Below are 23,661 nucleotides of genomic sequence, written 5' to 3'. Positions count from 1 at the left end.
AAGAAATGAATACAGTTGACATAGCAGACAAGAAATTTGAGCTGCTCATTGAAAATGACAATATCAATAAACGGATAAGGCTGATAGGAATACAGCTAAATGTAGATTATGAAGGCCGCTGCCCGATCTTTATAGGCGTGCTTAATGGCAGCTTTCTGTTTATGGCAGACCTGTTAAAAGAGATGGACATTCCCTGTGAGGTGGCTTTTGTCCGGGTTTCCTCCTATAAAGGAACAGCCAGTAGTGGTACCATTAAGGAAACCCTTGGTTTGCCCGAAAATCTGGCGAACAGAGACATCATCCTCGTAGAAGATATCGTTGATACCGGCTTTACCTTGAAACATATCCTGGAAAAGGTTCAACTGCAAAATCCTGCTTCAGTACGTGTATGTACTTTATTGTATAAACCCGAAGCGATACAGGTTCCTGTTAAAGAACTGGAATACATTGGTTTTGAGATTCCTAATGAATTTGTAGTTGGTTATGGCCTGGACTATGATGGCCTAGGCAGGAACCTCACCGATATTTACAGGGCCGTTCCGGAATAAATAGATACTTTATTCCCAATTAATTTTCACAATTTTGTAACACATATTATTCAGTTATACAATGACTATACACAAAGAAGGCTATACCACCATAGCGCTCTCCCTACTTTTTATATTTATATTAAATGCAATTGTCGATTACCGGTTTGCTGATGTCACTTCGTTAAAATGGGCGGTTTATATTGCTTCTTTTGCGCTATTTATAATTGTATTGCAATTCTTCAGGAATCCTTCCAGGTCATTTACTTCTGGCCATGACCTTGTGATCTGCCCTGCGGATGGTAAAGTAGTGGTTATTGAAGAAACTGAAGAAGGTGAATATTTTAAAGATAAGAGATTGCAGGTTTCGATCTTTATGTCTCCTGTAAACGTCCATATCAACAGGAATCCGATATCCGGAGTCGTGAAATTCTTCAAATACCACCCTGGAAAATATCTTGCAGCATGGAATCCCAAATCTTCTACCGAAAATGAGCGAACCACAGTCGTTGTAGAGCATGCAAATGGTACACCGGTATTGTTCCGTCAGATTGCAGGAGCTTTAGCGAGACGGATTGTATGGTACGTAAAAGAAGGTGACCAGGTAGAGCAGAGCAAAGAATTCGGATTTATTAAATTCGGGTCACGTGTGGATATCTTCCTTCCTATCGGCACAAAGGTTAACCTTGAACTGAACCAGGTGGTAAAGGGTGGTATTACTGTACTTGCTGAATTATCCTGATCAACGAACATCAATCACCTATTCTGCCTTCACTGGCTATGCTATACAATAAGGGCTGCATCAAAAAATCATGATGCAGCCCTTATTGTATAGCTACAATTTTAATCCCAACCAGCCCATCCTTCAACCTTTTCCTTTGGCTTGCAGCATCTCTGGTCGAGCTAGGTGAACTCTTTTATCAGCGTCTTCAGTAAAGTCCTTTATATCGTACCCCTCAATCATCCAGATCATCATTCAGCATAGGCCAAATTTAAATCTGTAGAAACGACTGAAAGATAATTTATAGCGCACAAAAAAGCCTTTCCGATAAATCGAAAAGGCTTATATATTTTATAGCGTAATTAAACTCTTTTTGATTTGATACGCGCAGCTTTACCAGTAAGTTCACGTAAATAGAACAATTTAGCTCTACGCACTTTACCGTGACTGTTTACTTCAATTTTAGCAATGTTTGGCGAGTTGATAGGGAAAATTCTCTCTACACCAACACCATTTGACATTTTACGAACTGTAAATGTCTCATTAGCACCTACGCTGTTACGTTGTAAGACCACGCCCTGGTAAATTTGAATACGTTCTTTATTACCTTCGCGAATTTTATAGTGAACACTCACTGTATCTCCTGATTTGAATGCAGGAAACTCGTTCTTTGCGATTACCTGCTCTTCAACAAATTTTACTAAATCCATGATTTTAAGCTATTAAGCCGACTTTTTGTTGTTTAAAATCGGACTGCAATATTAGGAAATTTATTTTAGAAAAAAAAGGGATTTTTGTTTTTTTCCACAATCTTCATTATTTCCACATCTGTATGAGCATCATCACTATAGGTCAGTCGCATCGATAAAATACTAATATTCCTCTTTAATCAACTCTACAAGGCTTTTTCCGGTCAATTTGCGATTCTCCAATCCCCCCGGGGCAACATTAAATAATATTTCTAAAATTCTTACTTTTTCATGAGGGATGTCCTGAGCCTCTCCCACACGTATCCTGCGGTAATTATGGAAAGTATTCATGGAAACGTCCATGATCACCGGAATTTTTTTTAAAGCAAACCTGTACTCTTTAACGGTAAGTCTCTCCAAGAATTCATTAATCTTGTACTTTCTGATATCTTTTGTCATCATCTTTATGTTGGTAAAGAATTAAAAATTTTTTTAAGTATTCCCAAAAATTGACGTTGAAACACTATCGTAAATATATAAACAATTTCAATAAATATAATTACGGGTTTAAAATTTTGTATTTTTACTAAAAGAATTAATCATTCGATCCAACAAAATGACAAAAACTATGTTGCGACAAGGAATACGGCCTTTACGGCCCATAAACAGGTAAAAAGATAAAAAAATATAAAAAGATTAGTCTTCCAACAGATCAGGACGACGCTTTTGGGTGCGTGCCAGGGCCTGCTCATGACGCCAGTTATTGATCTTTGCTTCGTGGCCGCTCAACAGGATATCCGGAACCTTATGCCCATTCCAGTCGGCCGGACGTGTATATATTGGAGCATCAAGCAAACCGCCCTGGAAACTATCAGACAAAGCTGAGGTCTCATCATTTAATACGCCTGGAATCAATCTCACAATGGCGTCTACCAGTACCGCAGCCGGCAATTCTCCTCCCGACAGGACATAATCACCGATAGAAATTTCCCGGGTCACATAAATATCCCTGATCCGCTGATCAATTCCTTTATAATGTCCACACAGAATGATCACATTTCCTTTACCAGACAATTCATTCGCCATACTCTGGTCCAGTGTAACTCCATCAGGACTCATAAAAATGATTTCATCGTACGTCCGGGCTTCTTTAAGCGCCTCAATACAACGTGCGAAGGGTTCAATAGACATCACCATTCCACTTCCGCCACCGTAAGGATAATCATCCACACTTTTTTGCTTGTTGGTGGAATAATCACGCAGGCTGTGTACTACGATCTCTGCAATACCTTTAGATTGGGCCCTCTGCAATATAGAGTGCGCAAAAGGACTTTGCAACAAATCAGGTAAAACGGTTATAATATCAAAACGCATGGTGGGGAAAATTAATTGGAAAGATAAATATCAAGCAAGCCTTCAGGCAGGTCTACCATTAACGTCCCCCCCTCTTCATCAATTTCTACGATCATATCTTCATTCAGGGGGAACATGATCTCTTTATTCTGGTAGGCCACCGTCGCGACAAATTGTTGCGGATACTCATTTACTTCGATGATTTCTCCGAGCTCTCCGTGGCTTTCATCGGAAACAATGAAACCTTTCAGGTCGGTATAATGAAACTCATCATCCGAACGGTCGGGCATCTTTGTAAGGGGAAGGTAGATTTTTTTCTTTAACAGGGGCTGTGCTTTATCGATATGGTCTATATCATCAAAATAGATATTACCAGTACCATTTGTCTGTAATTTGCATACGGTAACAAAAAAAGGAACCATTTTACCATTTATGTCTGCAAATACCACATCAAGGTCCAGTAATTCCGGCTCATCATATTCAAAGTAAAGCTGAACCTCCCCTTTTAATCCTTTTGTTTTGGTAATATAACCGATGTAAAATGCCTCTTCGTGTGTCATAATCAAATAAAAATGCCATGAGCTTGCAAAGGTAAAAAATAATGAATAGCCCATGAAAGCTTCATTACGCCATACTGGTAAAAAAAATAGCGAAGGTACTTCAATTGAAGATCCTTCGCTATGATTTAGAAGAACAAAAAACTATGCTTCTTCTGTGTTTCCTTCTGTTGCCTCAGCTGCAGGAGTTTCCTCAGTTGCAGGAGTTTCCTCAGTTGCTTCTTCAGCTACGACTTCTTCTTCAACTGGTGCATTTTTCAATGCAAGAGCCGCTTCACGGTCAGCATTTTTCTTAGTTTCTGCTGCTAATGCCGCTTTTTTAACTTCGTCTTTAGACTTCACAAGGTTTTCTTTTTTACCTGTGATTTTACCGTCTTTAGCCTCTAACCATTCAGCAAATTTAGCATCTGCCTGATCTGCGGTTAAAGCACCTTTTTTAACTCCACCTTCTAAGTGTTTTTTGTATAAAACCCCTTTGTAAGAAAGAATTGCACGACAAGTATCAGTAGGTTGAGCACCTTTGTTAACCCAGTCTAATGTTTTTTCGAAATTGATTTCGATAGTAGCCGGATTGGTGTTTGGGTTGTAAGAACCTAAACGCTCAATAAATTTACCATCTCTTGGTGAGCGGGAATCTGCTACTACCACGTGGAAAAAAGGTTTTCCTTTTTTACCGAATCTTTGCAATCTGATTTTAGTTGCCATTTCTTTATAAGTTTATGTATTCAACATAGTTCCCGGAGCTCCATGCTTGCGGGGATGCAAAAGTAAGTAAAATACTAATGATTAACAAGATGCATCGCTTTTTAATTCAATAAGCTCCCATACAGCACGTTGAAAGCCTTGGCAGAGAAATTAGACTGCCATAAATTCATACAGATCAGCCTTGTAACTTTTTATGCCAATTGCTATCAAACAGATAAATTCATTATTTATGTTAGTTACAACCACCAATACCATTGAAGGTAAGAAGATAGTAAAGTATATCGGACTGGTTACCGGCGAGACCATTATCGGAGCAAATATTTTTAAGGATATTTTTGCAGGAATAAGGGATATTGTTGGCGGTAGGTCCGGCTCTTATGAACGTGTGCTCAGGGAAGGAAAAGATACCGCTGTCAATGAAATGCAGCAGTATGCAGCTGCCATGGGTGCAAATGCCATCATTGGTGTTGACCTCGATTATGAAACCATTGGAAGTGGAGGCAGTATGCTGATGGTTGCCGCAACAGGGACAGCAGTGATTATCGAATAAAAAAGAGGGTGATTGCCCTCTTTTTTAATACTTCGGTGCTTTGCCAACTCATTTCTCAATGGTCAGGCAAGCGCACTAATATGTTTATAGAGATAGAATTTCTATCAGCTTTAGCCAGGCCTGTGTACCTTCTTCAGCATCCAGATGTTTGATGGCATGGTCAAAAGGAGTGTAAGCAATTTCTCCATTGATCTGTCCAACCATTTCCCCTGAGTGACCATTTAAAAGGGCTTCAACAGCAGAAACACCAAAACGGCTTGCCAGTACACGGTCCATACAGCTAGGCTTACCACCACGCTGGATATGTCCCAAAACAGAAACCCTGATATCGTAATGGGGGAACTTATCCTTTAATACCTCTCCTACATTAAAGGCTCCACCCACTTCATCACCTTCCGCAACAATAATAATTTTGGAAGCCTTGTCCTTACGTCCATATTCAAGACGTTTTACCAGTCCCGCTACCCCCATATTGGCTTCAGGAACCATAATTGCCTCTGCTCCAACACCAATACCGCTGCGCAATGCGATCAGCCCGGAATCCCTGCCCATCACCTCAACAATGAAAAGCCTGTCGTGCGACTCTGCCGTATCCCTGATCTGGTCAATTGCATTCACAACAGTGTTGATCGCCGTATCGTAACCAATGGTAAAATCCGTTCCTGCAAGGTCATTATCGATAGTCCCTGGCAATCCTACCACAGGAAAATCAAATTCTTTGGAAAATAAATTCGCTCCTGTAAAAGTTCCGTCACCCCCAATAACAATAAGGGCATCAATCCCTTTGTTTTTTAGCTGCTCATAAGCAATTTTCCGTCCTTCTGTAGTCCGGAACTGATCACTTCTTGCAGTCTTTAATATGGTACCACCACGCTGAATAATATTGGCTACAGACTTGCGGTCCATATCAATAAAATCACCGCTGATTAACCCTTCGTACCCTCTTAAAACTCCTGTAACCGTTAAATCGTAATAAATACCCGCTCTTACCACTGCCCTTATGGCAGCATTCATACCCGGTGCATCTCCTCCTGACGTTAGTACAGCTATGTTCTTAATTTCACTCATTAGTTTTTAATTTTTGGATGCTTTAAATTTATCCAGCCCACTTTTCAAATAGGCTGCGTATTCTTTTGAATCAAATATTGCTCCCTGTGGTTTAACAAGGGGTTCCAGATCGTGACCGGCAAGGACATAAAATGGTTGTGAGTTTGAATTGTATTTTGTTGCCTGGAAATCGCCATTCCACCAGCCCAGGTCTTCGGTGTTCTTACGCAGGATCGCAGAGTAATGAATTTTATCTGCCGGCATCTTTACCGTCCTTTCATCAACATACAGCTGTATGAGCACGTATTCATCTTTAATTAAATGCCCTACCTCCGGATCTATCCATACTTTATCTTCCATTTTACGGCAGTTCACACAGGCATGTCCCGTAAAATCAATCAGGACCGGTTTGTTCATCTTTTTTGCATAGGCCAGGCCTTCATCAAGCTCAAAGAATGCATTAAATCCATGTGGGGGATGAAGCACGTCATTATATTTTACCGTTGCAGGGAACCCTGTATCCCCTGCGGTTGCCCCTGCGGAGGAATTACCACCAAGGATAAAATCCTGGGTATTCAATGGCGGAGCGATTCCACTCAAAATATTCACCGGGGCTCCCCATAAACCCGGTACCAGGTACACGGCAAATGACAGGGAGAAAATAGCAAAAAATAAACGCGGGACAGAGACATAGGGAACATCGCTGTCATGGGAAAATTTGATCTTCCCTAACAGGTAAATTCCCATCAGGATAAAGATAATGATCCACAAAGCCAGGAAGATCTCCCTGTCAAACCACTCCCAGTGCCATACCAGGTCGGCTGCCGACAAAAATTTCAATGCCAGGGCCAGCTCTAAAAACCCTAAACATACCTTCAGGCTGTTCAGCCATCCGCCCGATTTAGGCATACTGTTTAAAAATCCCGGAAATATGGCCGATAAGGTAAATGGTAAAGCCAGTGCCAGTGCAAAACCAAACATCCCTATTGCCGGGCCGAGCACATCCCCTTTAGAACTTGCCTGAACCAGTAGGGTACCTATAATTGGTCCTGTACAAGAGAAGGATACCAATGCCAGGGAAGCAGCCATGAAGAAAATACCGCCAAGCCCCTTGCTGTCATCGGCCTTCTGGTCAATCTTATTCACAAAAGAACTTGGAAGCGTGATCTCGAATGCACCAAAAAAGGAGATGGCAAAAACCACCAGCAGGATAAAGAAAGCGAAGTTAAACCATCCGCTGCTGCTGAGCTCATTTAACATCCCTGAACCGAAGACCAGTGTGATGAATAATCCGAATACCACATAAATAACAATAATGGAAATCCCATAAATCAGGGCCTGTCCTATCCCCTTTTGCCTGCTGCCAGCCCTTTTGGTAAAATAACTGATGGTTAAAGGAACCATCGGAAAAATACATGGCATCAGAAACGCAAGAAATCCACCCAGCAGACCTTGTATGAAAGTCTCCCACAAGGAAACCTGTACCTCTTCCCCAACTGATGCGACAGGAAGAGCCGCCGTAACGCCAGACTGAACAGTATCCTTTTTAAGGGTGTCCTGCTTCACCGAATCCTTAACGATATGATTTGCCGCACTGTCTGCTGCAGAACCTATTTCTGTAAATTCAATATCCTCAGCAACTACAGCTGTAGTATCTTGCGACTGTTTAAAAGCAAAACCTGATGCGGTGTTAAAAACCAGCATAACCATCATCAGGCCAAGCACAAATATCAATTTTTTCATTCTTATGTATTAAAAATCCTGATTATCATCATCATTTCATCTGCTCCTGAGGAGCATTTGGCACAGCCTGATAATCCGGCGGTGAAATTACTTATAATTTCTTGTTTAAAAACTGACAGGGATCAGCGTTTGTGAATATTTTACGGTAGGCCGATATTAGGCAGCCCCCGTAAAAATAAAAAAAGAGCGACAGGGAGGCCTGCCGCTCTTTTTTATTCCCCTGATCTCCCGGAATTACTTGACCTGCACAGAGAAGTTAACCTCATCAGGAGGCAAACATCTGGAGTCATCACAGGTCATAAATTCAATCGTTCCTTTTACCAGTGCTTCAGGTTTATTCAATTTAACTTTTTGCTGAAAGATTACTGAATTTTCAAAATAACCTACAGTCATATCAAAAACCTTTTCAAATTTCATGATCGGTTTTGGTTCAACAGTAGCGCCAACCTTTGTAAACTCTTTCGAAGGTGCAAAAGTAATGGTTGTTTTTACCGGGCCGCCAGGTTTAACCGTCTGAGAATAAACATGCCATCCGCTCTGGATAGTCGCCTTCAGGTAAATTACAGCTTCTGTCTTGCTTGTTTTCTTGAATCCGTACGACCAGGTTACCGGTGTTTCGATCTGCGCCTTGGCACCGAAAACCGTAAAGATCAATAATGTCAGTAATAATGTGGTTTGTTTCATGTGTTTTGTGGTTTAATAAATTCTATTTCTTTAAAATTATACGTCGTGATACCAATCCTGGTTTTTATACTCAATAAACCTCTTTCCCCCACATCTACAATCTCCCCTTCTATAATTTCACCACCGTAACGGTAGCGTGCCTTTACTTTATACTGATACAGCAGTCCGACATAAACACTCCGTAATTCAGTATAGCTTCCAGCCCTGAGTTTTAAATAAGCAACTTCTATTTGACTACAAATTTCTGCTAAGAGCTGAATTAAATTGACATCCTGGTGTAAAATTTGGTATATCGATCCAGCATTGCCCGATACCCCCTCTTTAAAGTGTTGCTGATTGACATTTATCCCAATCCCCACTACACTATTTTTTATTTTCCTTCCCGAAATGATATTCTCAATGAGTATCCCCCCTATCTTTTTATCCCTGAAATAAATATCATTGGGCCATTTTACGGACAGGCCTTCTCCCGTAAGTCCCTTTAATGCTTCATGTAGAGCGACACTAATGGCCATATTCAGTTTAAACTGTTCATCCGGAATTAAAAAACCAGGTTGCAGCAGTAAACTAAAAGTGAGGTTTTTACCCGGTTCCGAATGCCAGATATTGTCCTGCTGCCCTCTGCCGGCAAATTGATCTTCTGCCATAATAACAGTGCCTTCCGGTAATGGCTCGGAATTTGACAACATACTTTTAAGAAAATTATTAGTTGAATCAACCGCTGATAATTTGATAAGATTTTGACCAACAAATAGTGTTGAAAAAGTGTTATTTTGCAATAGTTGAATATATAGTTGTTATTTATCAAAAATAAAACATTTTAATGGTAAAAAAGAAATTGGTAAACCTTTCTACCTACCTATCAGAAATAGCCGTTCACGGCATGCAGGAGAAAAAGGGACACGATATTGTACGCCTGGACTTAAGAGAAGTACACAGTGCAGTATCAGATTATTTTATAGTCTGCAATGCAGACTCCGCCACGCAGGTTAAAGCCATAGCAGACAGCGTAGAAGACGAAATTTATAAAAACACACAGACAAATCCATGGCGTAAAGAAGGCCTTGAAAATGCAGAATGGATAATATTAGATTATTTTGACGTTGTTATACATATCTTCAAAACGGAAAAAAGAGATTTTTACGGAATTGAAGACCTATGGGGCGATGCTCAGACCACCTCTTATCAAAGCGCCTAACCACTTACAACCACATACATTTTTTTTAAATCGATGATGAAAGAGAAAGAAAATACTAAACCAAAATTAATCAAGCGCATACCAAATATCCCTAAGAAGCCTCAAAAAGGATCTAACTTTAATATCTTCTGGGTATATGCTGCTATAATTTTAGGTCTTATCCTGGTTTCTGTTTTATTTAACAGCGACACCAGCAAAACTGTTACCTACAGGGAATTTGAAACTAAAATGCTGATCCCTGGTGATGTACAAAAAATCGTTGCCTATAAATATGAAGACCTGGTCAGGGCTGATGTTTTTATTAAAGCAGACCGCCTGAAAGACGACAAATACAAAAAATACCAGACCAAGAGCAGTTTTGGTGCTACAGGTGGCCCAACAGTATCTTTCACTGCAGGTTCCATGGATGCATTGGACAAACAACTGAAAGAATCACAGAAAGCGGTTCCTGAAGATGCACAGGTTATGGCAGAAAAAGAAACCAGACAGAGTACCTTCAATTCCTGGTTCTTTACCGTTATCATCCCTGTATTGCTGTTCATTGGTTTCTGGATCTTCATTATGCGTAAAATGGGTGGCGGCGCCGGTGGTGGCGGTGGACAGATTTTCAATATAGGAAAGTCTAAAGCAACCCTGTTTGATAAAGAAAGTCAGGTAAATGTGACCTTTAATGATGTTGCCGGACTGGAAGAAGCCAAACAAGAGGTCATGGAGATTGTAGATTTCCTAAAAAACCCTAAAAAATATACCAACCTTGGAGGAAAAATACCTAAAGGTGCTTTATTGGTCGGTTCACCAGGGACCGGTAAGACACTCCTTGCCAAAGCAGTGGCCGGTGAAGCACAGGTTCCTTTCTTCTCCCTGTCGGGATCCGACTTTGTGGAAATGTTCGTAGGTGTAGGTGCATCCCGTGTACGTGATTTATTTAAGCAGGCGAAAGATAAGGCTCCATGTATCATTTTTATTGATGAGGTGGATGCTATTGGCCGTGCCCGTGGTAAAAACAGTATGATGGGTGGTAATGATGAGCGTGAAAACACCTTAAACCAGTTATTGGTAGAGATGGATGGTTTCGGAACAGATTCCGGCATTATCATTCTTGCTGCAACCAACCGTCCGGATGTACTGGACAGTGCTTTACTTCGTCCGGGAAGGTTTGACAGACAGATTTCTATTGATAAACCAGACCTGGTTGGCAGGGAGCAGATCTTTAAGGTCCACTTAAAGCCAATCAAGACAGATGTTGTCGTAGATGCCAAAAAACTATCTGCGCAAACACCAGGTTTTGCTGGAGCTGAAATTGCAAACGTTTGTAATGAAGCCGCATTAATAGCAGCAAGGAAAAATAAAGAGCATGTCGACATGCAGGATTTCCAGGATGCAATTGACCGTGTGATCGGTGGATTAGAGAAGAAAAATAAAATCATCTCTCCCGAAGAGAAAAGGATTGTTGCTTACCATGAGGCTGGTCACGCGATTGCCGGTTGGTTCCTGGAACATGCAGATCCATTGGTTAAAGTATCTATTGTCCCACGTGGAGTTGCCGCACTTGGTTATGCACAATACTTACCGAAAGAACAGTTCCTGTATACTACAGAACAGCTGACTGACGGTTTATGTATGACGATGGGAGGCCGGGTAGCAGAAGACCTTGTCTTCGGTAAAATTTCCACAGGTGCCCAGAACGATCTCGAAAGAATTACTAAACTATCTTATGCCATGGTCACCATTTATGGGATGAATGAAGCGGTAGGTAATGTATCTTTCCATGATCCGCAAAACGAATACAACTTCAATAAACCTTATTCAGAGAAGACTTCTGAACTGATTGACATTGAAGTACGCAAACTGATTAATGGCGTATACGAAAGGACCATGCAGTTATTGGTCGATAAAAGGGAAGGCCTCGAAAAACTGGCGAAAAAACTGCTGGAAAAAGAAATCCTGTTCCAGGCAGACCTGGAAGAAATTCTTGGTAAACGTCCGTTTGAAAACCGCACAACCTATGATGAATTTGTAAATGGAACCGGCGATCAGAAGCCCGCTGCGGAAGGTTTGCTGCATGATGGAGTAGGAGAGACTACCGATCCTTCAGCACCGACCATTACACCTTCACAAACAGAATCTTAAATATATTATGGAGCGAATACCCTGGTTTAGCCAGGGTATTCAAAATCCATTGACCATGAAAGAAAACATTTCTTCAAAAGAATTGATGCTCAAGAAAATAAGAAAGGCGCTCCTTGAAAAAAGGGACAGCCCGCATCCCAATTTAGAAGAAACCCCACTCTATAAAGCCAATACAGAAATTCCCGAAGTCCTTTTTGCAGAGCAGCTCACCGCTGTAGCCGGTAATTTTATTTTCTGCGAAAATGGCGTAGATTTCATAGAGAATATCCTTGACCTTGCAGAGAAGTTCAAATGGAGAAAAATATACTGCTGGGAACCCGAACTTCAGGCCCTTTTAGCCAACTATGAATTTCCTTTTTACAAGACCGATAAGGACTTTGAAATGGCGGAGGTAGGAATTACCCTATGTGAAGCTTTAATTGCGAGGAACGGCTCGATTCTCATCTCCAATCAGAATGAAGCAGGCCGGAGACTCAGCATTTTCCCACACAACCATATTGTTATCGCCCGTACAGGGCAACTTGTAATGGACCTTAAAGACGGTTTTCAGTTGCTGAAGAATAAATTCGGTACACAAATACCCTCTATGATCAGTACAATTACAGGCCCTAGCCGAACAGCCGATATTGAAAAAACACTGGTGCTTGGTGCCCATGGCCCAAAGGAACTATTCGTATTTTTAATAGACGATTTCGCTTAAATTTTTGTTATTAAGATATTTATTCTAATTTTATACCATATACCAAAATAGTATACGGTTCAAAAATGAGCAATAACAAGCATATTTATTCAGTAATAGCAGGCACAGGCAGTTATATTCCCGAAAATATTATTTCTGGTGATTCTTTCCTTAATTCTACCTTTTATGAAAATGGAGCGATTATAGAGAAAGACATAACTGATATCATCAGCAAATTCTCCGAAATCACCGAAATTGTAGAACGCCGTTATGCGGATGATACAATGCTGAACAGTAATATGGCAACCATTGCTGCACAGAGGGCTCTGGAAGATGCTTCTATTGATAAAGAAACCCTTGATCACATTATTTTCTGCCATAATTTTGGTGATATCCACCAGGGCAGTAACCGGATGGATATCATTCCATCGCTTGCCGCAAAAGTTAAACAACAGCTGGAAATCAATAATCCCGATTGTGTGGCCTATGATATCATTTTTGGATGTCCAGGCTGGGTACAGGGATCCATACAGGCAAATTACCTGATTAAAAGCGGCGATGCCAAACGTGTATTGGTTATCGGAGCGGAAACCTTGTCCAGGATTATCGATCCACATGACCGTGACAGCATGATTTTTTCTGATGGTGCCGGAGCGGTGATCTATGCAGCCGTAGAATCCGAACATCCCACAGGTATTATAGCACATAAAACCCAGACTTTTGCCGGTAATTTCGCTTCGCTGCTTGTGATGGGTGGCAGCAGTAATCCTGACTGTACCAAAGGGAACAGTTATTTGAAGATGAATGGCCGCAAATTGTATGAGTTTGCCGTAGTGAATGTCCCACAGGTCGTTAAAATGGCCATAGATAAAGCAGGTATAGGTATCGAAGATATTAAAACTGTTTTCATTCATCAGGCAAATGGCAAAATGGACAATGCGATCATGAAAAGACTTTTCAAACTCTATCAGCTGGATGCTGTACCTGAAAACCTAGTTCCTATGACCATATCATGGCTGGGAAACAGTTCGGTAGCCACTATTCCTACACTGATCGATCTCGTCATCAAAGAAAAAGTATCTGGCTATAAGGTTAAAAAAGGAGAGTATGCCATTTTTGCTTCCGTTGGCGCAGGAATGCATATTAACGCAATTGTGTATCAATTTTAATTCAATTAAAATTTTTCATGTCTTTCAGTTATATTTGACATACACATAATTGAAAGCCATGAAAAATTTTTTAATGATCACAGGACTTCTACTTTCCCTATCTTCTTGCAAATCTTACATGATGAGCACCGTATCCAGTCCGAATACGCAAAAAGATGAATTTACTGGTATCCAGAAAATGGAAAATGATTCTCTCACCATCAGTTATAACTTTGCCGGAGACAATACCCCCCTTAAAATTGACATCTATAATAAACTAAACGAGCCAATTTATGTCAACTGGGAACATTCCGCATTAATTGTAGACGAAACTGCCTATAGTTTTGTCGATGAGACCATGAAGCTAGAGGCATTTACCAATAGCAGCCGTGATGTACTGAGTCTCCAGGAATACAACTCAAGATCAGGAACAATATCCGGAACTATAAAAACGACTCAGAAAGAAGGGTTTATTCCACCCAAATCTAAAATCACCCGTACATTAAATGTACTGAACAACATGGAACAAGCTAAAATTGATAAATCTTTATTTCAGCCTGTTGTGGTCAACCACGCTGATGGATCCGGTTTTTTCCGTGTTAAAGAAGCCTATTTTACACCAGAGAATTCTCCGCTTAAATTTAAAAGTTTTATCAATCTGTATGTGATAAAAGACAACGTACCCAAACAATTCTTCTATCAACAGGACTTTTATGTTTCCCAATTAATGAAGACAGCTGTCCATCCAAAAAATATAATTGAAGTTGGTGCTGATCAGGGAAATAAAATTATCCGCTCTACGACTACAGGATACGGAAAAGTAATGACGGGTGTCGCTATTGTCGGAGCAATAGGAGCTGTGGGGGCAGCGAGTGCGCTTACACAGGATAAAGGTGCAGAATAAACACAGAACCCAGTTACAGATTGCCCAGGCCCTCTTTCGCCTGGGCTTCTATACTATTCTCATATTCATGGTTCTTCATATTGATCGCAAGGTTAAAGCAGGCTTTTGCTTTCTCCTTATTGCTGCTACTATAGATTTTACCCATATTTAGGGCAGCTGTAGCTGCATAATAATAGCTCTGGTTTTTCCCTTGGTTCACCGTCCGTTGATAAAAAACCAGGGCCTGAGCACCTTTGCCAAGTGCATCATTGATCCTTCCCATGCGGTAATTGTATTCCAATTTATCTTTCAGCCGCTTTAAATCCTCAGGACTTCTTGCTGATAATGCCTGCAAAGCCTTCATATAATATCCTCCATCAAATAATAATCTTGCTTTTAACAGCCCTGTATCCGGTATTCCTGCCGAAGCCTCGTTCCGTGCCTGCTTGTCTCTGTCATGATACAATCTGACGCCATCATTGATTTTAGCACTGTAGGCCGTATAAGCACCTGTGTCGCCATTTAATAAGGCAATCCAACTGAGATGAAGCTGGGCATCTTTTATGTAATTAACGCCTTTATTCTGGCCGAGAAAATTTCTGAAGTGGTTCGCTGCGGAATAATCCAGCTTATTTAGCTTTGCTGTCCCCATCAGCAATTCCAGAAAAGGAAAAGACTGGTACTGGCTGCCACCCGGCCTCTTCGCTAAAATAGCAATGGCCTCGTCATTGTGCGCATTCCTGGCACAGATATAAGCTTGCAGGTACGACTTTAGCAAACTTGAATCGGCTATTCTGGCGGTAAATTTCATGGTTTTTGCATAAGCCTCAGGGGAGTGCACGACATCAGACAATACAAAAGCATAATAAAAGACAACCTCCTCATAAAAAGGCTCATAAGCAGATTTTGGAAGGTTTGTTGCCAGTCTATCGAGCATCATCAATCCCGCTTTCACGTTTCCCCTGATCCCAAAAGCAGATAAAGTCTTTTTTAACATCCCATCAGGAAGCTTTCCAAGAAAAACATTGATCAGCCCCAAGCCCTTGGCATTCAGATGAAATCCAGGGAATTTTTTACTATTTTCTTTCAATAGGGAATTGGCCCTGTTTATTTCCCTCGCAGCAGTGAAAAATTCGCCGTAGCGTCCCCGCAATAAGGCCCATTGCAAATTTATTTCTGCCTGTGCATACAGGTAATAGGGAGATTTTCGGTCATCCTCACTAATTCTATCAATGCGTTCTGATTTCTTTTTTTCCAGCCGGTCAAATTCCTGCTTGTTCTCCGTAGTGATCAGATAAAAATAATCGGCATAATTTTCCAGTAGGTGGATGATCGAATTGTCAGGATGCACCTTTTTTTCCAAGGCAATCAGCTGCCTCGCTGAATGCAGTTTAAGCTCAAATATCTGCTGATAAGCTTTTAAGCAATTCTGATTGAAATCAAATCCAGCACGTACTGATAACGGCAGTACAAAAAAAAGAAAGGCAATCGCAGATTTAAAGAGTAGGGCAGGACTACTGTAAATGGGCATATATGGACTTAGAATTGTGGGTATAACATCACTTTAAAACGTAAGCATTATAACGCACAAGCCCTGGCTTTGTTTTAGAAACGAAACATATGCACATAAAAAAGGCCGGGAATATCCCGGCCTTCTTCTTTTTATATCATTCTTTTACGTTAAACCGCTACAGATTCAAGCGTCAAAGCCTCATCTACTAAAATCCTTCCACAGTGCTCACAAACGATGATTTTTTTACGCTGACGGATATCCAACTGACGTTGTGGCGGGATCTGGTTAAAACAACCTGAACAGGAATCACGGTCAATTGTTACCACGGCAAGACCATTGCTGGCATTGCTTCTTAACCTTCTATAGGCTACCAGTAACCTGTCTTCGATAACAGATTCTGCTTTTTCTGATTTTTTACTCAGTGCAAGCTCATCTTTTTCAGTCTCCGCAGTAATGGTTTGTAATTCGTTCTTTTTGATATCTAAATCATTTTTCCTTACCTCAAGGTCAGCGAGTGCCTGCTCATAGATTTCAGTTTTTGATGAGATCTCAAATCCATGTTCCCTGATTTTTTTCTCGCAAACCTGAATTTCAAGAGATTGAATTTCTATTTCTTTAGTCAAAGCATCGTATTCACGATTGTTTTTAACCTCTTTTAACTGGGTATCATATTTCTTGATCAGGTTCTGAGCTTCCTTGATCATATTCTTACGCGTTACAATGGCATCTTCAGTTTCATCCAATTCTGCCTTGAATTTTTGTATACGTGTTTCTAATCCTGCAACCTCGTCTTCTAAGTCGGCCACTTCCATTGGCAATTCACCACGAATCTGGCGTATTTTGTCAATTTTTGTGTGAAGGGTTTGTAATTCGTATAAAGCTTTTAGCTTTTGCTCTACAGTTTGTTCCATTAAAAGAAATAATTTATGGGTATGTTTTTATTAAACAAATCAGTGTTTTTATCTACTTAAAGCAGGTCAGGACTATATACAGGAACCATTATCATCAAACAAAAAGCAGTATCCGCAAAGCATCCCTATGCTATAAGAATGCAAAGATAAGGATTATTTTTGCTTTTGCTCATTGATTTTACTATTAACCTCCTGATTAGCTTGCTAAAAGAAATAACTCACAGGATTGGTCTGTTTAGTTGTCAAACGGATATTCAAATCGGGAAACTGCTTGGTGAGGATATCTATCAGCAGATCAGAGGTAAACTGTTCACTCTCATAATGGCCTATATCGGCAATCATCAGCTTGCCATCAGCATCAAAAAATTCATGGTACTTAAAATCTGCCGTAATAAATGCATCTGCCCCGGCTGCAATCGCATTGTTCAGCAGAAAACTACCTGAACCCCCGCATACCGCTACTTTTTTAATTTTTTTCCCCGTAGGTGCAGTATGCCTAATTACAGTCACCTTCATCTTCTCCTTAACGAAACGCAGAAAGTCCGCAGCCTCCATTTCCTCTTCCAGCCAGCCAATCATTCCGCTACCTGCTGTATTCAATTTATTCTCCAGGGCATAAATATCATAGGCCACTTCTTCATAAGGATGATGCTCCAGTAAAGCAAGTAAAATCTTCCGCTCCTGCTGTACCGGGAAAACTGTTTCAATCCTCACTTCAGCTTCATGGTGCTGAATACCCTGCTGACCTACAAAAGGATGAGTATTTTCCATTCCCTTGAAAGTACCTGTACCAGGCGAATTAAAACTACATTCACTGTAATTGCCTATACTTCCCGCACCTGCCGAAAATAAAGCTTCCCTGAGTTGTTCAGCCTGTGCTGGGGGACAAAAGGTAACCAGCTTTTTTAAAAGCCCTGGCTTGGGATTAAGTATCCTTGCCTGCTGTAGCCCAAGTTTGCCGCAAATTACACTGTTCACCCCATTAAACATACTGTCCAGGTTGGTATGTATCGCATATAAGGCTACGTTGTTCCTTATCGCTTTCAGGATCACCCGCTCCACATAATTCTTTCCGGTAAATTTCTTCAGTCCCTTGAAAACAATCGGATGGTGTGTAATGACCAGGTTACAGCCGGAAGCTATCGCTTCATCCACCACAGATTCCAGGCAATCCAATGCCACAATAACCCCTGTAATTTCCTGTGATGCATACCCCGTAAGCAATCCTGAATTGTCATAATCTTCCTGATAATTTAAGGGTGCGTAGGCTTCCAGATGTTTAATTATTTCTTCTAACTTCATATGTTATTACTCATTTTCACCATTTGAAGACTCTCAAAAACCATTTTCTGATTGTATTCAAAAGCAAGACTTTTGTAATTCACCAGGTCAATAATTGTACCGATTGCACAAAGTCCGTAGGTAAAAAAGTATAGGATTCCCATCCCGATCTGGTTCACCAGGAAACGGGATAATCCGGGAACAAAAAATCCCAGGACACAATACAATATCATATCATCAGGACTTCTGCGTTTACTGTTATAAATCATCAGGAACCCGTTCAGCTGCTGCTCATTGAATCCTGTAGTTGCACTTTGCAGATAGGAAAGCTCTTCTGGCGAGATGCCCGGAAGCATCATAAATGGTGAATTATACATCTCTGTTCTCCTTATTTTTATGATTAAAATTTTTATGCTTTTATAATATTCTGTTTGTCAGGAGTATTGAAAATATCCTCCTCATATATTCTGTTGTTCAGCCCTGGACCATGCTGCTGTTCCGTCTTCTTTTAATTTGATTGCGCAGTAAAGATACAATCCTGTATCCTATGATCAGCACAGCAGGCAATCCCAGCCAGTGGTGATGAAAACTCTCCTCCAGGTTACCCTGAAACAGCTGTGTGATGGATCTTCCTAATCCGCATCCGGGACACCAGCTGATTCCCATATTTGCCAGGGGGCAGAGTGTAAAATGGTGGCTGTGCTGTTGCGATTGCGGACTATCCAATGCCAGAAATATCAGCGCAGCTATCCATAAAATTAACTCTGCAGGAATTACTTTCTTCCTGAGGGTTTTATATTTTAGAGTCATAATCCATTGCATTGTTACATTTTAGCGAATCATAAATATTATCTTTGTATGGTGAACATCCGCGACCTGATCAATAGATATAAAACAGATGAGCGCATCGTTGCGCTGGCCAAATCCCTTAACAAGGGTAAAGGTACTAAACTTCAGCTTAAAGGTTTAGTCGGTTCTGCTGATGCGACAATAGCCTTAACAGCTTATTTCCTGCTGCATAAACCGCAGCTGTTTATCCTGCCCGACAGGGAGGAAGCTGCTTATTTCCTGTCAGACCTGGAAAGTATCCTTGAAAAAGAGGTACTGCTTTTCCCTTCTTCCTTTCGTAAGGCATTTGACTTTACCCAGGTGGATACTGCAAATGTACTGGCCAGGGCAGAAGTACTCAACGAGCTCAACCACCAGTCAGCATATGGAAAAATCGTTGTTACCTATCCTGAAGCACTTGCAGAAAAAGTAATTAACCGCTCAGTCCTGGAAAATAATACCCTGGAAATTGCGCTGGGAATAAAGCTGGGAATTGATTTTATCAATGAGTTCCTGATCGATTATAATTTTGACCGAACCGATTTTGTCTATGAACCCGGACAATTTTCTATACGCGGAGGAATTGTAGATATCTTTTCTTTCTCGCATGACCTTCCCTACAGGATAGAATTTTTCGGCGATGAGGTAGAAAGTATCCGCACCTTTGAAATCGAAAGCCAGCTTTCTGTAGAAGAGGTCAAAAGCTTTACCATTATCCCTAACGTACAATCAAAATACCTTACAGAAAGTAATATCAGCCTGCTGGATTATATTGATAACGATACACAGCTCTGGTTTAAAGATGTAGCATTTTCGCTGGATATCATTAAGTCGGGGTATAAAAAAGCCACCGAGTTATGGAAAGCCCTGCCTGCAAAAGAGAAACAGGAAAACCTGGATTGGATAGATCCCAAATATGCTTTTTCTGATGAAAAAATGGTAGGGGATATCCTCCATGATTTTGCCCTGGTTGAATTTGGAAAGCAGTTTTTTTACCGCACTGATGAAGTCATCGCCTTCGAAACAAAACCACAACCTTCTTTCAACAAAGATTTTAACCTGCTGATCCACAATTTCAAGGAGAATGAAAAGCAGGGTATACATAATTTTATCTCCAGTTCTTCTGCCAAACAAACAGAAAGGTTATATGCCATCCTGGAAGATATTGATAAATCGGCCAAGTTCGTTCCCATGAACCTTTCCTTGAGGGAAGGTTTTATAGACCCCAAACAGCAGCTGGCGATTTATACTGATCACCAGATATTCGACAGGTTCTACAAATACAAGCTTAAAAGAGGATATCAGCGCAGCCAGTCGATTACCCTGAAAGAACTCAGGGACCTGAAACCCGGCGATTTCGTGACCCATATTGACCATGGAATAGGCAAATATGCAGGTCTGGAGAAAGTTGAGGTCAATGGTAAAACACAGGAAATGATCCGCCTGGTTTATGCCGACAACGATTTATTGTATGTCAACATCAATTCCCTGAACAGGATTGCCAAATACAGTGGTAAAGATGGTACGCCACCGAAAATGAACAAACTTGGCACCGAAGCCTGGGATAAACTAAAAAAAAGCACTAAAAAAAAAGTTAAGGACATTGCCCGTGACCTGATCAAGCTGTATGCCTTGAGAAAAGCACAGGTGGGCACCGCATTCGATCCTGATGGTTACCTGGAAACAGAGCTGGAAGCTTCATTTATTTATGAAGATACGCCCGACCAGATGAAAGCCACCAGTGATGTCAAGAAGGATATGGAAGCCCCGCACCCAATGGACAGGCTGGTTTGCGGTGATGTGGGATTTGGTAAAACAGAGATCGCCATCCGTGCCGCATTCAAAGCAGTGGCGAATGGCAAACAGGCAGCTGTACTTGTGCCCACAACCATACTTGCCCTGCAGCATTTCAAGACATTTTCAGGTCGTTTAAAGGACTTTCCCTGCACCGTTGACTATATCAATCGTTTCAAGACACCAAAGCAGATAAAAGAGACCCTGCTGAAACTGTCGGAAGGAAAAGTAGATATTGTGATCGGCACGCACCGTTTGCTGAGCAAGGATGTGAAATTCAAGGACCTTGGCATCATGATTATTGACGAGGAACAGAAATTTGGGGTATCCTCCAAAGAGAAACTCCGGGCACTCAGGGTAAATGTAGATACACTGACCCTCACCGCTACACCCATCCCAAGAACACTCCATTTCTCCCTGATGGGAGCAAGAGATCTTTCCATTATGAGTACCCCGCCACCTAACCGGCAGGCCGTGAATACAGAATTGCATGTATTCAATGATAAACTGATCCAGGAAGCCGTTCAATTTGAACTGGATAGGGGTGGACAGGTATTTTTTATCCATAACAGGGTAAATGACCTCATGCAACTGGGTGGACTGATACAGACACTGGTACCGAAAGCCAGAATTGGCATTGCCCATGGACAGCTGGATGGCGATGCCCTGGAAGATGTCATGCTCGATTTTATCAATGGTGAAAAGGATGTCCTTGTCGCCACAACAATTATTGAAGCGGGACTGGATATCCCTAATGCCAATACAATTATTATCAATCATGCCCACATGTTTGGGCTGAGCGACCTTCACCAGATGCGCGGACGCGTGGGACGTTCCAATAAAAAGGCATTCTGCTATCTCTTAAGTCCTCCCTTATCCACCTTAACTTCTGAAGCCAGAAAACGGCTGAGTGCAATCGAAGAGTTCTCCGATCTGGGCAGTGGTTTTAACATTGCCATGCGCGACCTGGATATCCGCGGAAGCGGAAACCTGCTGGGGGCAGAACAGAGTGGTTTCATTGCTGAAATTGGCTTTGAAATGTATCATAAAATACTGGACGAGGCTATTCAGGAACTTAAAGCCGATGAGTTCAAAGACTTGTTTGAAGAAGAGAAAGACCGTCCTTTTGTAACTTTTACCCAAATAGATACCGATCTGGAATTATATATTCCTGACGATTATGTTACCAATATCACAGAACGCTATAACCTGTATACAGAACTCTCTAAACTGGAAAATGAAGGACAGCTTACTGCTTTTGAAAAATCCTTAAAAGACAGGTTTGGCGATGTACCCAAACCGGTAAGGACAATGGTCAATGTACTCCGCCTGCAATGGGCTGCAAAAAAACTGGGATTTGAAAAACTGAGTTTTAAAAAAGGGGTACTGAGGGGATACTTTATTGCCGATAAACAATCCCGATTTTTTGACTCCCCGATGTTCCACAAAATACTTACTTTCGCTCAGCAGCATCCCCGGATGTGTAACCTGAAAGAGGTAAAGAATACTTTACGTATTGCTTTTGAAAACCTGAACTCAGTGAATGAAGCGATAGAAATGCTGGAAATGATCGCAGTTTAAGGACCAGGAAAATTAAAGTGTTGCAATAAAAATAAACCCATGAATCCACAGCTGTTAAACGAACTGATCACCTTCAAAATGCCATTTGGTAAATACAAGGACAAAAGAATATGTGACCTCCCGGAATCTTATCTTGTCTGGTTTCACAGCAAGGGCTTTCCCCCTGGAAAATTAGGCGAGCTGATCGGTACCATGTATGAAATCCGTTTAAATGGGCTGGAATATCTTTTAACACCGTTGAAAGGATCAAAATATTAAACAGAGGTTTCCGCTACAGCAGGTTTACTGAGGTAAAAGAACTGTAGCGGTATATCGCCCGCATGCTGAACTTAATTGATGATCAGGTATAAATAGGCGTAGACTACAGGAGCAGCGATCAGCAGTCCGTCAAACCGGTCCAGTAATCCCCCGTGCCCGGGTAACAGGCTGCCCGAATCCTTTGCATTCAGGCTTCTTTTCAGCATGGATTCTACCAGGTCGCCCAATGTACCAAAACCTGCTACAAGAATGGCCATTCCGGCCAGTACCAATGGTGATACTTCTTTAAAGAAAAAGGAAATCAGGAAAGAAACCAGTACACTTGTTCCCATACCTCCGAAAAAACCTTCCCATGTTTTTTTAGGGGAATGACGTTCAAATAGTTTATGGTTCCCCAGCTTGCGCCCAAACAGGTAGGCACCAGTATCGTTAGCCCATAACATCAATAAAAAAGCAAGGGGCAGATGAAAATTATAACTCGTCCAGCTGTTCAGAAAACCCAGGGAATAAAAGAAACAAAAAGGTATCGTCACATACATGAAGCCCACAAAAGTATAGGATATATTGGCAAAAGGAATCTTATCCTTTTTGTACAGTTCCGCCACAAATACAGAAAAAATAAGAGGAATCAATACCAGTAAATACTTGCCGTCAAACTGGAGGAAATGGTATCCGGCAGTCACCATAAAAATTAAGCAGCCTACCACAAGGGCTACATTCCTGTGCGGACGTATGCCTGAAGTTTTGATGAGTTTATAAAACTCTGCGAGACTAAACAGGCTGAGTAAAAGATAAAAAATGGTAAAAGTATAGGCCCCCAGAAACATGGAACCCAACATCACGATCGTAAAAAAAAATGCCGTTATTGCTCTGGTCTTCAT

The 23,661-nt window shown here is 41.2% G+C and carries 25 protein-coding genes; 10 read left to right on the top strand and 15 right to left on the bottom strand.

The features are described 5' to 3' along the window. Window positions 1–5 precede the first annotated feature (5 nt). Both hpt and ACSBL2_RS00195 read left to right on the top strand, forming a co-directional pair. Complete coding sequence (gene hpt, locus ACSBL2_RS00200) at window positions 6–548, top strand: hypoxanthine phosphoribosyltransferase (protein WP_442589659.1); 543 nt, start codon at window positions 6–8, stop codon at window positions 546–548. Between the two features lie 61 nt (window positions 549–609). Then, window positions 610–1,269, top strand: coding sequence for a phosphatidylserine decarboxylase family protein (locus ACSBL2_RS00195; protein ID WP_442589658.1), 660 nt, complete (start codon window positions 610–612; stop codon window positions 1,267–1,269). Window positions 1,270–1,610: 341 nt separating this feature from the next. On the opposite strand, the gene rplS is transcribed toward ACSBL2_RS00195, so the two are convergent. The 5 genes from rplS to ACSBL2_RS00170 form a co-directional block, all read right to left on the bottom strand. After that, window positions 1,611–1,958 (bottom strand): 50S ribosomal protein L19, encoded by a 348-nt coding sequence (gene rplS, locus ACSBL2_RS00190; protein ID WP_008241658.1) that lies wholly within the window; start codon window positions 1,956–1,958, stop codon window positions 1,611–1,613. Between the two features lie 162 nt (window positions 1,959–2,120). Next, complete coding sequence (locus ACSBL2_RS00185; protein ID WP_442589657.1) at window positions 2,121–2,399, bottom strand: hypothetical protein; 279 nt, start codon at window positions 2,397–2,399, stop codon at window positions 2,121–2,123. A gap of 234 nt (window positions 2,400–2,633) precedes the next feature. Then, window positions 2,634–3,311, bottom strand: a complete 678-nt coding sequence (gene trmD, locus ACSBL2_RS00180; protein ID WP_442589656.1) for a tRNA (guanosine(37)-N1)-methyltransferase TrmD — start codon at window positions 3,309–3,311, stop codon at window positions 2,634–2,636. An 11-nt stretch (window positions 3,312–3,322) separates the two neighbouring features. Beyond that, window positions 3,323–3,850: a ribosome maturation factor RimM gene (gene rimM, locus ACSBL2_RS00175; protein ID WP_442589655.1), complete on the bottom strand. Its 528-nt coding sequence runs from the start codon at window positions 3,848–3,850 to the stop codon at window positions 3,323–3,325. Window positions 3,851–3,991: 141 nt separating this feature from the next. Continuing rightward, window positions 3,992–4,552: a 30S ribosomal protein S16 gene (locus ACSBL2_RS00170; RefSeq protein ID WP_442589654.1), complete on the bottom strand. Its 561-nt coding sequence runs from the start codon at window positions 4,550–4,552 to the stop codon at window positions 3,992–3,994. 229 nt (window positions 4,553–4,781) lie between these two features. On the opposite strand from ACSBL2_RS00170, the gene ACSBL2_RS00165 reads away from it, so the two are divergent. Continuing rightward, window positions 4,782–5,102, top strand: coding sequence for a heavy metal-binding domain-containing protein (locus tag ACSBL2_RS00165; RefSeq protein WP_442589653.1), 321 nt, complete (start codon window positions 4,782–4,784; stop codon window positions 5,100–5,102). Between the two features lie 84 nt (window positions 5,103–5,186). On the opposite strand, the gene pfkA is transcribed toward ACSBL2_RS00165, so the two are convergent. The 4 genes from pfkA to ACSBL2_RS00145 all read right to left on the bottom strand — a co-directional run bounded on the left by pfkA (window position 5,187) and on the right by ACSBL2_RS00145 (window position 9,265). Continuing rightward, window positions 5,187–6,170 carry a 6-phosphofructokinase gene (gene pfkA / locus ACSBL2_RS00160; RefSeq protein ID WP_442589652.1) on the bottom strand — a complete coding sequence of 328 codons (984 nt, stop codon included), beginning with the start codon at window positions 6,168–6,170 and terminating at the stop codon, window positions 5,187–5,189. A 6-nt stretch (window positions 6,171–6,176) separates the two neighbouring features. Next, on the bottom strand, window positions 6,177–7,892 hold the full coding sequence (locus ACSBL2_RS00155; protein WP_442589651.1) for a protein-disulfide reductase DsbD family protein: 1,716 nt from the start codon (window positions 7,890–7,892) through the stop codon (window positions 6,177–6,179). A 234-nt stretch (window positions 7,893–8,126) separates the two neighbouring features. Further along, window positions 8,127–8,576 (bottom strand): protein-disulfide reductase DsbD domain-containing protein, encoded by a 450-nt coding sequence (locus tag ACSBL2_RS00150; RefSeq protein ID WP_442589650.1) that lies wholly within the window; start codon window positions 8,574–8,576, stop codon window positions 8,127–8,129. Beyond that, window positions 8,573–9,265, bottom strand: a complete 693-nt coding sequence (locus ACSBL2_RS00145; protein ID WP_442589649.1) for a biotin--[acetyl-CoA-carboxylase] ligase — start codon at window positions 9,263–9,265, stop codon at window positions 8,573–8,575. The genes ACSBL2_RS00150 and ACSBL2_RS00145 overlap by 4 nt, the downstream gene beginning before the upstream one ends. A gap of 134 nt (window positions 9,266–9,399) precedes the next feature. Between ACSBL2_RS00145 and rsfS the strand changes: the two genes are divergently transcribed. The 5 genes from rsfS to ACSBL2_RS00120 all read left to right on the top strand — a co-directional run bounded on the left by rsfS (window position 9,400) and on the right by ACSBL2_RS00120 (window position 14,635). Continuing rightward, the gene (rsfS, locus tag ACSBL2_RS00140) at window positions 9,400–9,774 is read left to right on the top strand and encodes a ribosome silencing factor (protein ID WP_442589648.1); all 375 of its coding nucleotides are present in this window, start codon (window positions 9,400–9,402) and stop codon (window positions 9,772–9,774) included. Window positions 9,775–9,810: 36 nt separating this feature from the next. After that, a complete protein-coding gene (ftsH, locus tag ACSBL2_RS00135) occupies window positions 9,811–11,904 on the top strand; it encodes an ATP-dependent zinc metalloprotease FtsH (protein WP_442592258.1) in 2,094 nt (697 codons plus the stop codon). Between the two features lie 55 nt (window positions 11,905–11,959). Next, on the top strand, window positions 11,960–12,604 hold the full coding sequence (locus ACSBL2_RS00130; RefSeq protein ID WP_442589647.1) for a LutC/YkgG family protein: 645 nt from the start codon (window positions 11,960–11,962) through the stop codon (window positions 12,602–12,604). A gap of 65 nt (window positions 12,605–12,669) precedes the next feature. After that, a complete protein-coding gene (locus ACSBL2_RS00125) occupies window positions 12,670–13,752 on the top strand; it encodes a 3-oxoacyl-ACP synthase III family protein (RefSeq protein ID WP_442589646.1) in 1,083 nt (360 codons plus the stop codon). 58 nt (window positions 13,753–13,810) lie between these two features. Next, window positions 13,811–14,635 (top strand): hypothetical protein, encoded by an 825-nt coding sequence (locus tag ACSBL2_RS00120; RefSeq protein ID WP_442589645.1) that lies wholly within the window; start codon window positions 13,811–13,813, stop codon window positions 14,633–14,635. 13 nt (window positions 14,636–14,648) lie between these two features. Here ACSBL2_RS00120 and ACSBL2_RS00115 read toward each other — a convergent pair whose 3' ends face one another. The 5 genes from ACSBL2_RS00115 to ACSBL2_RS00095 all read right to left on the bottom strand — a co-directional run bounded on the left by ACSBL2_RS00115 (window position 14,649) and on the right by ACSBL2_RS00095 (window position 19,129). Next, window positions 14,649–16,145 (bottom strand): tetratricopeptide repeat protein, encoded by a 1,497-nt coding sequence (locus ACSBL2_RS00115; protein ID WP_442589644.1) that lies wholly within the window; start codon window positions 16,143–16,145, stop codon window positions 14,649–14,651. A 149-nt stretch (window positions 16,146–16,294) separates the two neighbouring features. After that, the gene (locus ACSBL2_RS00110) at window positions 16,295–17,038 is read right to left on the bottom strand and encodes a zinc ribbon domain-containing protein (protein ID WP_442589643.1); all 744 of its coding nucleotides are present in this window, start codon (window positions 17,036–17,038) and stop codon (window positions 16,295–16,297) included. Between the two features lie 204 nt (window positions 17,039–17,242). Beyond that, the gene (locus ACSBL2_RS00105; RefSeq protein WP_442589642.1) at window positions 17,243–18,340 is read right to left on the bottom strand and encodes a Nif3-like dinuclear metal center hexameric protein; all 1,098 of its coding nucleotides are present in this window, start codon (window positions 18,338–18,340) and stop codon (window positions 17,243–17,245) included. After that, window positions 18,337–18,696 carry a TM2 domain-containing protein gene (locus ACSBL2_RS00100; protein WP_442589641.1) on the bottom strand — a complete coding sequence of 120 codons (360 nt, stop codon included), beginning with the start codon at window positions 18,694–18,696 and terminating at the stop codon, window positions 18,337–18,339. Before ACSBL2_RS00100 ends, ACSBL2_RS00105 begins: the two co-directional genes overlap by 4 nt. A gap of 97 nt (window positions 18,697–18,793) precedes the next feature. Beyond that, window positions 18,794–19,129, bottom strand: a complete 336-nt coding sequence (locus tag ACSBL2_RS00095) for a DUF2752 domain-containing protein (protein ID WP_442589640.1) — start codon at window positions 19,127–19,129, stop codon at window positions 18,794–18,796. Window positions 19,130–19,180: 51 nt separating this feature from the next. On the opposite strand from ACSBL2_RS00095, the gene mfd reads away from it, so the two are divergent. Both mfd and ACSBL2_RS00085 read left to right on the top strand, forming a co-directional pair. Beyond that, the gene (gene mfd / locus ACSBL2_RS00090) at window positions 19,181–22,522 is read left to right on the top strand and encodes a transcription-repair coupling factor (protein WP_442592257.1); all 3,342 of its coding nucleotides are present in this window, start codon (window positions 19,181–19,183) and stop codon (window positions 22,520–22,522) included. Between the two features lie 39 nt (window positions 22,523–22,561). Further along, a complete protein-coding gene (locus ACSBL2_RS00085) occupies window positions 22,562–22,780 on the top strand; it encodes a DUF3820 family protein (RefSeq protein WP_442589639.1) in 219 nt (72 codons plus the stop codon). A gap of 71 nt (window positions 22,781–22,851) precedes the next feature. Here the strand turns inward: ACSBL2_RS00085 and ACSBL2_RS00080 are convergent, their stop codons facing one another. Continuing rightward, window positions 22,852–23,661: a phosphatidate cytidylyltransferase gene (locus ACSBL2_RS00080; RefSeq protein WP_442589638.1), complete on the bottom strand. Its 810-nt coding sequence runs from the start codon at window positions 23,659–23,661 to the stop codon at window positions 22,852–22,854.

The sequence above is a fragment of the Pedobacter sp. AW31-3R genome (genome assembly GCF_052180285.1).
GTDB lineage: Bacteria > Bacteroidota > Bacteroidia > Sphingobacteriales > Sphingobacteriaceae > Pedobacter.
This window is presented reverse-complemented; position numbering and strand designations above follow the sequence as displayed.

What these genes read in the sequence shown, in the direction of transcription:
- rplS (WP_008241658.1), bottom strand. Translation starts at nt 1,958, where the DNA reads ATGGATTTAGTAAAATTTGTTGAAGAGCAGGTAATCGCAAAGAACGAG.
- ACSBL2_RS00095 (WP_442589640.1), bottom strand. Translation starts at nt 19,129, where the DNA reads ATGACTCTAAAATATAAAACCCTCAGGAAGAAAGTAATTCCTGCAGAG.
- ACSBL2_RS00155 (WP_442589651.1), bottom strand. Translation starts at nt 7,892, where the DNA reads ATGAAAAAATTGATATTTGTGCTTGGCCTGATGATGGTTATGCTGGTT.
- ACSBL2_RS00105 (WP_442589642.1), bottom strand. Translation starts at nt 18,340, where the DNA reads ATGAAGTTAGAAGAAATAATTAAACATCTGGAAGCCTACGCACCCTTA.
- ACSBL2_RS00125 (WP_442589646.1), top strand. Translation starts at nt 12,670, where the DNA reads ATGAGCAATAACAAGCATATTTATTCAGTAATAGCAGGCACAGGCAGT.
- ACSBL2_RS00085 (WP_442589639.1), top strand. Translation starts at nt 22,562, where the DNA reads ATGAATCCACAGCTGTTAAACGAACTGATCACCTTCAAAATGCCATTT.
- trmD (WP_442589656.1), bottom strand. Translation starts at nt 3,311, where the DNA reads ATGCGTTTTGATATTATAACCGTTTTACCTGATTTGTTGCAAAGTCCT.
- ACSBL2_RS00115 (WP_442589644.1), bottom strand. Translation starts at nt 16,145, where the DNA reads ATGCCCATTTACAGTAGTCCTGCCCTACTCTTTAAATCTGCGATTGCC.
- pfkA (WP_442589652.1), bottom strand. Translation starts at nt 6,170, where the DNA reads ATGAGTGAAATTAAGAACATAGCTGTACTAACGTCAGGAGGAGATGCA.
- ACSBL2_RS00145 (WP_442589649.1), bottom strand. Translation starts at nt 9,265, where the DNA reads ATGTTGTCAAATTCCGAGCCATTACCGGAAGGCACTGTTATTATGGCA.
- ACSBL2_RS00185 (WP_442589657.1), bottom strand. Translation starts at nt 2,399, where the DNA reads ATGATGACAAAAGATATCAGAAAGTACAAGATTAATGAATTCTTGGAG.
- ACSBL2_RS00170 (WP_442589654.1), bottom strand. Translation starts at nt 4,552, where the DNA reads ATGGCAACTAAAATCAGATTGCAAAGATTCGGTAAAAAAGGAAAACCT.
- ACSBL2_RS00130 (WP_442589647.1), top strand. Translation starts at nt 11,960, where the DNA reads ATGAAAGAAAACATTTCTTCAAAAGAATTGATGCTCAAGAAAATAAGA.
- ACSBL2_RS00150 (WP_442589650.1), bottom strand. Translation starts at nt 8,576, where the DNA reads ATGAAACAAACCACATTATTACTGACATTATTGATCTTTACGGTTTTC.
- ACSBL2_RS00080 (WP_442589638.1), bottom strand. Translation starts at nt 23,661, where the DNA reads ATGAAGACCAGAGCAATAACGGCATTTTTTTTTACGATCGTGATGTTG.
- ACSBL2_RS00120 (WP_442589645.1), top strand. Translation starts at nt 13,811, where the DNA reads ATGAAAAATTTTTTAATGATCACAGGACTTCTACTTTCCCTATCTTCT.
- ACSBL2_RS00195 (WP_442589658.1), top strand. Translation starts at nt 610, where the DNA reads ATGACTATACACAAAGAAGGCTATACCACCATAGCGCTCTCCCTACTT.
- ftsH (WP_442592258.1), top strand. Translation starts at nt 9,811, where the DNA reads ATGAAAGAGAAAGAAAATACTAAACCAAAATTAATCAAGCGCATACCA.
- ACSBL2_RS00100 (WP_442589641.1), bottom strand. Translation starts at nt 18,696, where the DNA reads ATGTATAATTCACCATTTATGATGCTTCCGGGCATCTCGCCAGAAGAG.
- hpt (WP_442589659.1), top strand. Translation starts at nt 6, where the DNA reads ATGAATACAGTTGACATAGCAGACAAGAAATTTGAGCTGCTCATTGAA.
- ACSBL2_RS00165 (WP_442589653.1), top strand. Translation starts at nt 4,782, where the DNA reads ATGTTAGTTACAACCACCAATACCATTGAAGGTAAGAAGATAGTAAAG.
- ACSBL2_RS00110 (WP_442589643.1), bottom strand. Translation starts at nt 17,038, where the DNA reads ATGGAACAAACTGTAGAGCAAAAGCTAAAAGCTTTATACGAATTACAA.
- rsfS (WP_442589648.1), top strand. Translation starts at nt 9,400, where the DNA reads ATGGTAAAAAAGAAATTGGTAAACCTTTCTACCTACCTATCAGAAATA.
- rimM (WP_442589655.1), bottom strand. Translation starts at nt 3,850, where the DNA reads ATGACACACGAAGAGGCATTTTACATCGGTTATATTACCAAAACAAAA.